This is a genomic window from Nostoc sp., assembly GCF_036917095.1.
GTDB lineage: Bacteria > Cyanobacteriota > Cyanobacteriia > Cyanobacteriales > Nostocaceae > Nostoc.
This window is the reverse complement of sequence record NZ_JBALFH010000041.1, coordinates 55,126-68,004: the sequence shown is the minus strand read 5'-3', so window position 1 is coordinate 68,004 and position 12,879 is coordinate 55,126. Positions and strand designations below refer to the sequence as shown.

The following is a 12,879-nucleotide window of genomic DNA, read 5'->3' as shown; positions in this document are numbered from 1 at the left end:
CCCTATATCTGCCTGTTGTAATTGTTGAGTTGCCCAATTTTCCATCACCCACCTTCTACCCGTTACCCGCATCTTCTCTCAAAACTATACTCATCAAGCCTTGCGCCATTATTTTAAGTATTTTGTAGTTTTGTTGAGAAAGATGCGGGTAATGCATAGCCTACAAGGGAAGGGGCTGGGGGTGGGGTGCAATGACTGTGGGAATCATAACTATTTATCCGGACATGATATTACGCACAAGAGATCCCGGAAATTTCTCTAGCGTACTTATCGCGCTAGCCCGATAAGTACGCTGGAGTAGCCGTGACTTTAGTCCTTTGCTCCTTTTGCTTAAGCTTTTTTCAACCAGCTAAACATAGCGCGTAAATCTTTACCAACTTCTTCAATTTTGTGTTCAGCTTCTTTGCGACGCAAAGCGGTAAATCCTGGTTTACCAGCTTGATTTTCCAGAACAAATTCTCGTGCAAATTGCCCAGATTGAATTTCGCCCAGAATCTTCTGCATTTCAGCTTTGGTTTGTTCGGTGACAATCCGCGGGCCACGGGTATAATCGCCATATTCAGCAGTATTAGAAATGCTGTCGCGCATTTTGGCTAAACCACCTTCCACAACCAAGTCAACAATCAGCTTGACTTCATGGAGACATTCAAAATAAGCCAATTCTGGTTGATAACCAGCTTCTACCAAAGTTTCAAATCCGGCTTTGATTAAAGCACTCAAACCACCGCACAATACCGCTTGTTCGCCAAATAAATCTGTTTCGGTTTCTTCGCGGAAAGTAGTTTCGAGAACACCAGCGCGAGTCCCACCGATACCTTTAGCGTATGACATCGCGCGATCGCGTGCTTGACCACTAGCATCTTGATAAACTGCAAACAGCGCTGGTACGCCTTCCCCACCTTCATAAGTCCGCCGTACCAAATGCCCCGGCCCTTTGGGTGCTACCATCACCACATCGACGTTAGCCGGTGGTACAACTTGCCCAAAGTGAATATTGAAGCCGTGGGCAAAAGCTAACACATTCCCTTCTTCTAGATTGGGTTCAATCTCGTTTTTGTAAATCGTTTTTTGAACTTCATCAGGTAACAAAATCATGATGAAGTCAGCAGCATTGGCCGCATCTGCAACGTTTTTCACAGTTAAGCCAGCTGCTTCAGCTTTTGCGACTGACTTACTACCCGGATATAATCCCACAATCACATTCAAACCACTATCTTTGAGATTGAGAGCGTGGGCATGACCTTGGGAACCATAGCCGATAATAGCAATAGTTTTTCCAGCCAAAAGGTCTAAATTGGCATCTTCGTCATAATACATCCGGGCCATAGAAGCATCTCCTGTCAGCAGCATCGTCATTTATTGGCAGGCTTACGATTGTACCCCAAATTGAGTAACACAGATGAACTGTCAATTATTGAATTTATCTCTTTGAACTGAGGGGGAGTGTTTACGGCGGCAATAATCGCCTAACTTCTTTATCTAAAGCAAGTAAAGTTACTCAGTTTCAGTAGACATAGAATACTGGCTATAGAAAATCGAGCCAAGTATATTTGCCAACCAGCATCAACAAAAGACTCTTCGGTTTTCGCTCCAGCAATTACTACGTATTGGGGAGAACCTTGCATTCAAAGCTAATCGGACAAGGTATTGAGCAGATACGTGTAATTTCCAGCAAGATAGTCTGGAAAGCTTTGCTTTATGCAAGTTTCAGCAATTTTATTACTTCCTTACCGAAGAGTAGAGTATATACTCTGAAGAAATAAGCCACCCTGATGTAAGAAAGGCAGTTAAGCAACGGCTCTAAACTAATCACTTGTAGTAAAAGTTTTCAGCAGCCAATGCTAAGTAACTTCCTTGCTCGGTTGTGGTTCCTTGCTTTTATGCTTTTTAACCAGTCAAGTATCAGACGAGGACTGGCAATTCCTTTTAAATCTTTGAGCAAACGGCGGGTACAGGCGAGGAGAATATCTTTATATTGGGCATCTTCTGAATCGATATCCTCTTCATCAGCCGCAAAATACACAACATAAAATTGCCGATTTTCTAAATATTTCTTTAACCTGAGTAATTCTGTAGACTTACCCGCACCCCGATGACCAAAATACAATTGGCAAGTATTTGTATCTGCCAATCGCATCCGATTTTCCAACTCTTGCTCAATATCCGCATCTCCCCGCACATCCTGACAATCTACATATTTTGGATCGCCTGCGGGTAAGGGTTCAAAGGGGTTAAAGGCATTGTAGAGTTTTGCGAGTAAGTCATAACTATTAACCATAGGTAAAAAATATAGCAATGATGCTCATAATAATGGAGATTATAGAGAATTGAGTGCTTGGCAAAAGAAGAAATAAAAAAAATTAGGAGCCGTGTGCAACTTTCTCTCAAACCTAACCCCCAACCCCTTCCCTACAAGGGAAGGGGAGCAAGACTTAAAGCCTCTCTCCGTTTCGGGGAGAGGAATGGAAGTGGGGTTTTAAGAAATAAGTCGGACATCGCATGACTTAGGCAAAACTATACGCGGTAGGGGCAATTCATGAATTGCCCTACCTAAAAATTAGGTTTAGGCTATTGTCTGCATAATTTTTGAAAAAGTAAAATAAATCATTCAGTATTCTTTCTGTCATCGGGTCGGGATGCTGTTATTTTCATTAGTTTTTCGGGAATCCTGTATTTGTATACCCACCACATTTGTCAATCCTTCAGGTTAGGTAGGCATTATTTATGCAACTCATCACCTCCTTAGATATTAGAAATTCGGAATATTTATCAAAAAATCGGCTTATCAGTTACCACCACCAGTTGCGTCTAATTTTTTCGCTGGGTAATCAGGTAAAAAACGTTCTGGAAATTGGGATTTTTAATTCTTTGTTAACGGACATTTTGAAGAACAATGGATACAACGTTACTACTGCTGATGTTGACCCCAATCTCAAGCCAGAAATAATTTTGGATCTGACAACAGATTTTTCATTACCGAAAGATAAATTTGATGCGATCGTCTTGTTTCAAGTACTGGAACACTTTCCTTACGAACAGTCAGAAGAAGCACTGAAAAAACTCGCAGAAGCAACAAAGAAATTTTTGGTGATTTCGATTCCTTATTGCACTCAATACTTGTCATTTCAGATCAAAACCTCTTTTTCAGGTAGGCCAAGGCATTTGTTATTCAATGTGCCAAAATTCTGGAGTACAACGCCAGTATGTGACGAACATTACTGGGAAATGGGTTTGAAAGGATATCCCAAAGAGCGGATTTTAAACTCTGTTGCCAATGCTGGGCTAACTGTCAAGCAAGAATTTATCGATCCAACTTATCCGTACCACTATTTTTTGGTGTTGGAAAAAACAAACAATATTTAAACAGCAGTCTCAACTAGGCTAGTTAACCTGCGTTGAAAATCGGGAGTAGGGAAATCCGAATCAGAAAATGGGGGCAAACAATGCTCAAAAAAGGTGCGATCGCTTAAGTTATGCTTTTAAAATCCTAATTGGTATCATGCTCTCCTATGTTCTCCGGGTTTATCCTGGAAAACAGAGGACTAGGCTGTATTAGCCACTATCATCATTTCAGATACTAACATCGAAAATTACCAATTATGCTAGAACAAGGCACTATCAGTATTCATACTGAGAATATTTTCCCGATCATCAAGAAGTCGCTTTACTCCGATCACCAAATCTTCTTGCGGGAACTGGTATCCAACGCTGTAGACGCCATCCAAAAGCTGAAAATGGTATCCCGCGCTGGAGATTACGCTGGAGATATTGGCGAACCGGAAATTGAAATTGCCATTGACAAAGATAATAAAACCCTATCCATCTCCGATAACGGTATCGGGATGACCGCAGAAGAAGTTAAGAAATATATCAATCAGGTTGCCTTCTCTAGTGCTGAAGAATTTATTCATAAATATGAAGGCAAATCAGATCAACCGATAATTGGGCACTTCGGTCTTGGTTTCTACTCTTCCTTCATGGTGGCGCAAAAGGTAGAAATTGATACTCTCTCCTATCAAGAAGGGGCGCAGGCGGTTCACTGGACTTGTGATGGTTCGCCAGCATTCACCCTAGAAGAATCGCCCCGAACAACTCGCGGTACTACTATTACTCTCAGCCTGCAAGGAGAAGAGGAGGAATTTTTAGAATCAGCACGAATTAAGAATCTTGTCAAGACCTACTGCGACTTCTTGCCAGTCCCAATTAAACTCGACGGTGAAGTAGTAAATAAGCAAAAAGCACCGTGGCGAGAGTCTCCGAGTAATCTGAGTCAAGAAGATTATTTAGAGTTTTACCGCTACTTGTATCCTTTTCAGGAAGAACCGCTGTTGTGGGTACATCTAAATACTGACTATCCCTTTATCATCAACGGGATTCTGTATTTCCCGAAAATGAGGCCAGATGTAGATGTTACCAAAGGGCAGATCAAACTATTTTGCAATCAAGTTTTTGTTAGCGACAACTGCGAAGAAATTATCCCGCAATTTCTGATGCCGATGCGGGGTGTGATTGATAGTACCGATATTCCGCTAAACGTATCGCGGAGTGCCTTGCAAGGCGATCGCACCGTGAAGCGAATTGGTGATTACATTGCCAAAAAAGTAGGCGATCGCCTCAAAGAACTTTTCCGCGACAACCGCGAACAATACATTAGCGCTTGGAAGGATCTTGGTACTTTTGTAAAATTTGGCGTTCTCAACGACGAGAAATTCAAAAAACAAATCGAAGATATCATCGTCTTCCGCACCACCGCCAAGCTGACAGAAAAAGTTGCTGCTGAAACTCCAGTGGTTGAAGTCCAGTCTTCAGACGGTGATGCTTGGCAAGATGTGACTCCTTCACCCAGTTCTGAGAACTCAACACCTAGCGCTCCTTACACCACGCTGAAAGAGTACCTCGAACGCAACAAAGAACGCAACGAAAATCGGGTTTTCTACAGCACTGATGAAGCAACCCAATCTACTTACATAGAACTGCACAAAAATCAAGGCTTGGAAGTCCTGTTTATGGACTCCTTCATCGACACTCACTTTATCAACTTCCTAGAGCGCGAATATCAGGATGTCAAGTTTACGCGGGTAGACTCAGATTTAGATAATACTCTGCTGGAACAAGATAAAGATAAGGAAATTGTCGATCCCAAGACGAATAAAACTCGGAGTGAGACGATCAAAGAGTTATTTGAAAAATCCCTCAACAAACCCAAACTCAACATCCGCACCGAAGCTTTGAAATCAGACGATCCTCAAGGGACACCACCTGCGATGGTTCTTCTACCAGAGATTCTCCGCCGCCTGCGAGAAATGAACGCCATGATGCAGCAGGGAACAGCAGAATTTCCCGAAGATCACATTTTGCTGGTGAATACTGCTCATCCGTTGATTCAAAATCTGGCAAATCTGAACCAAGGTAGTATTATTCAAGGTGACGGTGAATCGTCTACAAATCAGTTAGTCAACTTGATTTGTCAACACGTTTACGATTTAGCGCTGATGTCTCAGAAAGGATTTGACGCCGAGGGGATGAAATCTTTCGTCGAGCGATCGAATGAGGTACTCACCAAGCTAACGGAACAAGCTAGTAAGTAGTGCTGAGTGGGGCATTGGGCATTGCTTCTTCTCCCCCTGCTCCCTGCCCCCTGCCCCCTGCTTCCCACTCCCTTCTCCACTTCTGCTGCCTAAGACCTAAAATGGAAAGGCTGTATTAAAATAACAATCTGGAGATACTTGCAATGTCCCGTCGCTGCGAACTAACTGGTAAGAAGGCAAATAACGCTTTTGCTGTTTCCCACTCCCACCGCCGTACTAAACGCCTTCAGCACGCTAATCTGCAAAACAAGCGTGTTTGGTGGGAAGGCGGAAATCGCTGGGTGAAGTTGAAGCTGTCTACCAAAGCAATCAAAACCCTACAAGTTAATGGGTTAGAAGCAATGGCAAAAGAAGCTGGCATTAACCTGAATCATTACTAAGTAATGTAGATTTTATAACCTGAGTACTTTCGTAACGTGAAATACAGGTGATTCTTAGGGGTGCACAGCTAGCTGTGCGCCCCTAATGCTGATTACATCTTGAGTCGTAGGCTTTTCAATACGGTTCGGTTAAGGTTTTTTGATAAAAATTATACGATCGCAAAGACGCGATAAATCGCCGTCTCTACAAAGGATTGATTATTCGGCGATTTATCGCGTTTCTTCCCTTTACGAATTATTCAGTTATTGCTGTTGTATCTGCTTTTGTACCCAAAGACGAAAAGCTTTGAGCGTTGCATTTCTGCCTGCTGTTGTACTTTGCTCCAGATATTGGGGAATTGTTTCAATTAGTTGAAATTTAGGAAAATTTAGGCTTTGCTGAGACTCTACATAATGCCCGTCTTGCAGAACATTAATTTGGAGCTTTCCTTTATCAAAACGCCAAAGCTCAGGTACTTTTAAAGCTTCATAGATATTAGGATGAGTGCGAGAAGTAATATCAACTTCTAGAGCTAAATCGGGAGGGGGGTCTACTGTTAAATCTAGTCGCTTCTTGCCGCGAATCTTGGATTCATTTTTTATATAGAAACACTGGTCAGGTTCTATACCTTGAGCCATTGCTTGGTTTTTGAAAGTGGTAGAACCAAGACATCTAAACTCAATATCTAACTCTTCCAAAAGCGCTTTGACTAAATCGCTAATAATTTCTTTATCGTCTTCATGTTCTGGCAGTGGTGCCATAATCTCCAGTATTCCCCTATCATAAGCAATTCGTGCAGCACGGTGTTCGCCTAAATCCTCTAGAATTGCTTCCAATTCCTGCCAGGTTACATCTCGCAGTAGCACTCTTTGTCCTGGTGGAACATGGATGCGCTTTAATTCCAACAACATCATCTCCACTCCCAGTAGCTCAAACCTAAATTTAGCTTACTCCAGTTGACTAATGCGCTGCGACAATTTTTGCTGCTTAATAAACCCCTTTATTGAAGTGTATGGGGCGATCGCTTTTACAGAAAAGCGTACTTTAGAGAAAAAACCTCTGGTAACTCCAGAGGTTTTGGTTCCTGATTTAGTTTCTAGTTGTTACTACAACTTGTCCTTAGTCATTTCCCGATAGTAAAGGAAATTATTTGATTTAAGTAGTTACTCAAGTTATCGTGACTAAACGCGGATTACCAGGGATTAATTCTTCGCCTGTGGCTGCGAACCAGGAATCGTTACATCTATTGGTGTCACCTGTGCTGCTAGCTGCGTCAATGGCGGTTTAATCGCGGTTTGATTTCCCACCACTAGAGTCACAAGCTTTTCTGGCTTGAGGTATTCTCGCGCTACCCGTTGCACATCAGCTGCTGTGGTGGCGGCGACAGCTTTTTGATAGCGAAACAGAAAATCAGCAGGATAGCCGTAATATTCGTATCGCATCAACCGTGATAAGGTTTGGCTGGGGTCTTGAAAGTTGAATACAAAGGAGTTAAGTGTAGACTCTTTGGCAAAAGCGAGTTCTTTTGCTGTTACTCTTTGACTTTGGATGCGCTTGATTTGTTCTTGTAAAGCTTTGACAAACTGTACAGTAGCATCCGATCGCGTTTGTCCGCCAGCAATAAACATGCCAGGATAGTCATAGCGAGGACTCCACTGGCCATAGACAGAGTAAGCTAAACCTTGACGCGATCGCAATTCATTAAATAAGCGTCCACCAAATCCATTTAACACCCCATTTAATACATCTAGCGCTGCATAATCGGGATTGTCAAACCGTCCGCCTAAATGTCCCAGAAGCACACTACTTTGTGTCAGTTGTGGCTGATTGACAAAAAAGACTCCACCTGTATTAGCTGACGAAACCTTTGGTAATGTGGGTTTAGCAACACCTGGGTTGCGGTTCCAGTCGCCCAACTTAGCTTGAACGAGCGATCGCATTTTCTTAGCATCAAAATCCCCCACAATCCCTAAAATCATATTATTGGGGTGGAAATATTGCTGATAAAACTCGATCAAATCTTCACGCTTAACCCGATCCACCGTTGCATACTCTATCGTGCGAGCATAGGGACTATCTTTCCCATAGATCAATTTCTTAAATTCTCGACTAGCAATCCCATCTGGATTGTCATTGCGACGCGCAATGCCACCTTTAGCTTGAGTTTTCGCCAAGTCTAGCTTTTCTTGAGCAAATACTGGCGATCGCAGCACCTCAGCAAACAGCCCAAACACCGTTTCTAAATCTTCACTAAGTGCGTCAAAGCTAGCACCACCAGAAGTTTCACCAATAGTAGCTTCAACAGATGCCGCCCGTTGTTCCAACATCTCGTTGAGTTCATCAGCCGAATGCTGCTTAGTTCCTCCAGTTCGCATCACCGCGCCCGTGAAACCAGCTAAACCGACTTTCTGTTGTGGTTCCAAGCGATTTCCTGTCCGCACAAACGCCGTCCCATTTACCAACGGCAATTCGCGATTTTCCATTAAATAGACAACCAAGCCGTTTTGAAGCACAAACCGCTCATACTTAGGTAACTTAATCTCAGGTAGCGGTGGTAACTGCAACTCTGTATAATGCTTGGCCTCAGCCGTCGCCGCCAAAGAAAAATTACAAGTTAAAAGTAAACACGCAAATACACCAATCAAAGCATAAATCAACCCCTTCCCATTCTGAATCTTAAACGCCATCCGCCTTTTACCCTTCACCTTGTACCTCTGCATATCTCTTTACCTTTGCGCCCTTTGCGCCTTCGCGGTTCGTTTCTCTTAAGCTTCTTTCGACAACAACTTCCCAATCGTGCGATTTTTCGGCGTAAATGTCTCCTTAGCCACTCGCGCAATATCAGCCGTCGTCACCGCCGAAATATCATCCAACTGCTTAAATAAATTCCGCCAAGAGCCAGTTTTCACCTCATATTCCAGCAATTGTTGAGCCATCCCCATATTTGAATCGAGAGTACGTAACAAACCCGCCCGTGCTTGGGTTTTCACCCGTTCCAAATCAGCTGCCGCTACAGGTTCAGTTTTTAATTTGTCAATTTCTTGGCGCAAAGCCACCGCCAATTCATCAACCGTATGACCAGGAGCCGTGAGAGCATAGAAAAATATCAGGTTTGGGTACTTATCTCCGGGAAATCCACTATAACCTTGAGCGTTTAGAGCTAAACGCTGCTTTTCTACCAAAGATTTATACAACCGCGATGTGCGCCCATCGCTTAATAAACTGCCAATAATTTCATAGACTGCATTATCTGGATGGGTAATTGCCGGACGATGATAACCTTCTAAATACCAAGGTTGAGAAGCTAGCTGTAAAGTTACTTCTCGTGTTTGTTGTTGTGGCGGTTCTACCGGGATTTGTTCAACAGCTTTGGTTTTTGCTTGATAGCGGCCAAAATAAGTTTGCGCCAGTTTTTTTACCTCAGCCGGGTTAACATCTCCGACAATGGCGATCGCTAAATTACTTGGTACGTAGTGAGTATCAAAAAAATTCTGGACATCTTCTGGTGTCAGATTGCGAATATCTTTGTCATAACCAATCACTGGACGCCTGTAGGGATGAGCTTTGTAAGCAGTATCGATAAATTTCTCCACCATCTGTCCAATAGGTGAATTATCTATCCGCATCCGTCGCTCTTCTAAAATTACATCTTTCTCTTTATAAAACTCACGACGAATTACCGGATCGAGGAATCGCTCCGACTCCAACGACATCCAAAGTTCCAGTTTATTAGCAGGAAAGCTGTACAAATAACGGGTGGCTTCGGTTGAAGTATTGGCATTTAAACCCACACCTCCCGCTTGTTCGACAATTTGCCCCAATTCGTTTTGCTTGACTAACTTGGCTGCTTGCGATTCCACTTGCTTAAACTCAGTTTCTAACCGAGCAACCTCATCTTTTTTACCAGCAGTTTTCGCTGTTTTAATTTGGGCATCCAACCGTTCTAAGGTTTCTAATAGAGGTTTTTCTTTTTTGTAGTCTTGTGTACCAATGCGCGTTGTACCTTTAAACGCTAGATGTTCCAGAAAGTGAGCTACACCAGTTTTACCATCTGGCTCATCCACACCACCGACATTTGCGTAAGTAATAAAAGAAACCACAGGCGCTTGATGTCGTTCCAAGACAAGGAATTTTAGACCATTATCGAGGCGAAACTCCGTTAACTGTTTGATAACTCGATCCAGATAAGGTTGGATCGAACTTTGAACTGGCGGGGTTTGAGTTTTGGTTTCTTGAGGGGGAGGTGCCGTTTGAGTTTGAGCCAGAGCAATTTCTGGTAGCAATCCCCACCACAAAACCATCGAAGCCAACAAAGCGACAAACAACCGCCGCAATATGACAGATACTTTATTTGACCAATCCAAAATCCCCAATCTAAAATCTAAAATTGACCGACCGATCTGGTTCATAAGCGCAAATTAAGATAAAGTGACACTACCTAAAAAACAAGATACTTAGCAAAAAACGTTAATCTTGTATTAAGCTTATTAGGCTTTTTGACTTGACGTTAGACAATAATGCTACAAATCGTGTTCCGCAAATCTCACCATAACTGTTATGCGAGTTTTTAATTCTTCCCCACCCTCAGAGGCTCAGACGCGCAACCGGATTTTACAGGCAGCACAACGGTTGTTTGCCTCTCAGGGATTTGACGGCACTACCACCCGCGATTTAGCACAGGCGGCAGGTGTAGCTGAAGGCACTCTCTTTCGTCATTTTCCCAATAAAAAGGCAATTTTGGTGGAAGTAGCTACGAGTGGCTGGGTAGAGATTTTAACCGATTTGCTGACAGAATTAAGTGAAATGGGCAGCTATAAAGCCATAGCTCAGGTGATGCGTCGCCGGATGTGGAACTTTCAAAAAAATGCCGATTTGATGCGTGTTTGTTTTATGGAGGTGCAGTTTCACCCCGACTTGCGCGATCGCATTCAATTAGAAGTCATTACCAAAATGACTGATGTGGGCGAAGCATTTTTTCAAACAGCGATGGATAAAGGCATTTATCGTCAAGGAGATGCCAAGCTGGTAGCTAAAGTTTTTTTAGGAATGTTTGCGATCGCAGGTTTTTCTAACAACACTCTCATAGAACCTGACGCTTCCCCCCAACAAATGCAGGAAATGGCAGAAGGACTCGCTGATATCTTCCTTAATGGTGTTTTAGCAAAAGAGTGAAGAATCATGAGTTATGAATTATGAGTTTTAATTTTTAACTAATGATTGCTTGAGCTTGCTGGCTCCACTGTTGTACTAGTTCAATTGCTGGACACAAATCTCGTCGTTGCATTGTTGCTACTTGCAAGCGCATAATTTGTTGGTGCAATCTATGAGTTGGAGTTTGAGCTAACTGCACTACAGAGCCAATACCCGCATGGAGCAATAAACCACAATATTGTGTCCCGACACTGGGAATACGCGCTAAGTCAGCTAAAGCCATCCATTTATTTACATACTGAAGATGAATCTGTAGTTTATTTGCTAACGCTACTCTTTCTTGTAGAGTTTTACCTTGTTTGATTAGCGCTACTGTGCTAGGAATTCCACAATTTTGGAGTTGAGATTGTTCCTCATGGCTCAGTCCAGGTAATTGCTCAATTGGCCAGTCACGAGATTGGATACGACTTCGATTATTTGTATTTTTAGCAGACATTTTTGAAATTCAAATATAGGCTTGTTTAAATATTGTGACAGTCGCTTGTTCGCAAAAGTACGCTTTTGCGGTTTAGTATTTGTATTGCCGTGCAATTTTAACCCAATCTTCTGCAATGCGATTGTTTCGCCTAACAATGCGATTGTGCCGCCTAACAATGCGATTGTTTCGACTAACAATGCGATTGTGCCGCCTGACAATGCGATTGTTTCGCCTGACAATGCGATTGTATCGACTAACAATGCGATTGTATCGACTAACAATGCGATTGTGTCGCCTAAGGGACTTCCAACAAATAAATTATCCAATCTTGTGGGGTGGACATCTTGTCCGCCCAAGGCTTGGGGCTATCGTGTCGCCCACCCCACAAAAAGTAGTTGAGTATTTTTTTATTTGGAGTTCCCTAACAAAGATTAGATATCTTGCAAAACTCCCTAACAGCGCCTAACCAACTGCATTGACAGCTATTTTAGGCAGGTAATGCCGATCGTATCGGGATAGTCAATGTAATCCTGCCAGAACTCGGAGCCAAATTTCTGTATGCCTTTGGGACAGACTATTGGACGGTGCCAGCGGATTTCTTTAAAACCAGCACTCATCAAGGCCCATTCATAAGTCGCTTGGCTAAGGTAGTAGTTATCAATACTGATAGACTCACCTTCATCAGGAATGCTCAATGTTAAGGTTATGGGAGTACCATCTTGGAGGGGCTGGGCACATCTCCTAGCAATGCCATATTTCTGATGTTTATGATAAAACTCTGGAAGCAGTTCTAGATTATTGTTCAAACTGACGAATCGACCACCAGGTTTAAGATGAATTGCTATGGCCTGACACATTTTGAGTAGTTGCTCTTTAGTTGAAGCGCAATTCAGCAAGTAGGAGACTACCACAAGATCGAAGCTGCCAATAGAACCAATTTCCATGACATCACCGATAATATATTCAATTTTAAGTGGAACAGAGGCTTCTTCAAGTCTTGCCAATTTAATCATTTCTGAGGAAATATCCACACCAACCAAACGTGCAGCGCCATTCTGTTTGAGCAATCGCGTGAAAAATCCTTCTCCACAAGCTAGATCGAGGATTGATTTCCCGGCAACATCTCCGATTAAATTTAAGTATGTATATGCCTCACCATACAAGCGATAAGGCAATTTGTTAAGTTTTTGAAACTGGAGAGCTATGTTATCAAACACAGTTGCCATTTTTTCACCTCACTTGCAAGTTTTTTATTAAAGAATGTCTGAAAAGTTAAATTCCCCGCCTGCCACTTCAGCATCA

The 12,879-nt window shown here is 42.7% G+C and carries 12 protein-coding genes and 1 pseudogene; 6 read left to right on the top strand and 7 right to left on the bottom strand.

What is annotated here, in order from left to right:
- Window positions 1–330: 330 nt before the first annotated feature.
- The gene (gene ilvC, locus V7L01_RS22370) at window positions 331–1,326 is read right to left on the bottom strand and encodes a ketol-acid reductoisomerase (protein WP_335038876.1); all 996 of its coding nucleotides are present in this window, start codon (window positions 1,324–1,326) and stop codon (window positions 331–333) included.
- Window positions 1,327–1,885: 559 nt separating this feature from the next.
- Window positions 1,886–2,278: pseudogene (locus tag V7L01_RS22365) on the bottom strand (ATP-binding protein); the annotation flags it as partial.
- A gap of 446 nt (window positions 2,279–2,724) precedes the next feature.
- On the opposite strand from V7L01_RS22365, the gene V7L01_RS22360 reads away from it, so the two are divergent.
- The 3 genes from V7L01_RS22360 (at window position 2,725) to rpmB (ending at window position 5,968) form a co-directional block, all read left to right on the top strand.
- The gene (locus V7L01_RS22360; protein WP_335038579.1) at window positions 2,725–3,363 is read left to right on the top strand and encodes a class I SAM-dependent methyltransferase; all 639 of its coding nucleotides are present in this window, start codon (window positions 2,725–2,727) and stop codon (window positions 3,361–3,363) included.
- Between the two features lie 236 nt (window positions 3,364–3,599).
- Entirely contained in the window at window positions 3,600–5,588 is a 1,989-nt protein-coding gene (gene htpG / locus V7L01_RS22355; protein ID WP_335038577.1) for a molecular chaperone HtpG, read from the top strand.
- 143 nt (window positions 5,589–5,731) lie between these two features.
- A complete protein-coding gene (rpmB, locus tag V7L01_RS22350) occupies window positions 5,732–5,968 on the top strand; it encodes a 50S ribosomal protein L28 (protein WP_335038576.1) in 237 nt (78 codons plus the stop codon).
- Between the two features lie 243 nt (window positions 5,969–6,211).
- Here the strand turns inward: rpmB and V7L01_RS22345 are convergent, their stop codons facing one another.
- On the bottom strand, window positions 6,212–6,859 hold the full coding sequence (locus V7L01_RS22345; RefSeq protein ID WP_335038874.1) for a Uma2 family endonuclease: 648 nt from the start codon (window positions 6,857–6,859) through the stop codon (window positions 6,212–6,214).
- Between the two features lie 52 nt (window positions 6,860–6,911).
- Here V7L01_RS22345 and V7L01_RS22340 point away from each other — a divergent pair, with 52 nt between their 5' ends.
- Window positions 6,912–7,085, top strand: coding sequence for a hypothetical protein (locus tag V7L01_RS22340; protein ID WP_335038574.1), 174 nt, complete (start codon window positions 6,912–6,914; stop codon window positions 7,083–7,085).
- 65 nt (window positions 7,086–7,150) lie between these two features.
- Here V7L01_RS22340 and V7L01_RS22335 read toward each other — a convergent pair whose 3' ends face one another.
- Window positions 7,151–8,668, bottom strand: a complete 1,518-nt coding sequence (locus V7L01_RS22335) for a M16 family metallopeptidase (RefSeq protein ID WP_335038571.1) — start codon at window positions 8,666–8,668, stop codon at window positions 7,151–7,153.
- A 45-nt stretch (window positions 8,669–8,713) separates the two neighbouring features.
- On the bottom strand, window positions 8,714–10,357 hold the full coding sequence (locus tag V7L01_RS22330; protein ID WP_335038569.1) for a M16 family metallopeptidase: 1,644 nt from the start codon (window positions 10,355–10,357) through the stop codon (window positions 8,714–8,716).
- A 148-nt stretch (window positions 10,358–10,505) separates the two neighbouring features.
- Between V7L01_RS22330 and V7L01_RS22325 the strand changes: the two genes are divergently transcribed.
- The gene (locus V7L01_RS22325) at window positions 10,506–11,120 is read left to right on the top strand and encodes a TetR/AcrR family transcriptional regulator (protein ID WP_335038567.1); all 615 of its coding nucleotides are present in this window, start codon (window positions 10,506–10,508) and stop codon (window positions 11,118–11,120) included.
- A 34-nt stretch (window positions 11,121–11,154) separates the two neighbouring features.
- Here V7L01_RS22325 and V7L01_RS22320 read toward each other — a convergent pair whose 3' ends face one another.
- On the bottom strand, window positions 11,155–11,595 hold the full coding sequence (locus tag V7L01_RS22320; protein WP_335038566.1) for a DUF4332 domain-containing protein: 441 nt from the start codon (window positions 11,593–11,595) through the stop codon (window positions 11,155–11,157).
- Between the two features lie 144 nt (window positions 11,596–11,739).
- Between V7L01_RS22320 and V7L01_RS22315 the strand changes: the two genes are divergently transcribed.
- The gene (locus V7L01_RS22315) at window positions 11,740–11,976 is read left to right on the top strand and encodes a hypothetical protein (RefSeq protein ID WP_335038564.1); all 237 of its coding nucleotides are present in this window, start codon (window positions 11,740–11,742) and stop codon (window positions 11,974–11,976) included.
- Window positions 11,977–12,059: 83 nt separating this feature from the next.
- Here the strand turns inward: V7L01_RS22315 and V7L01_RS22310 are convergent, their stop codons facing one another.
- Window positions 12,060–12,803: a class I SAM-dependent methyltransferase gene (locus V7L01_RS22310; RefSeq protein WP_335038562.1), complete on the bottom strand. Its 744-nt coding sequence runs from the start codon at window positions 12,801–12,803 to the stop codon at window positions 12,060–12,062.
- Window positions 12,804–12,879 lie beyond the last annotated feature (76 nt).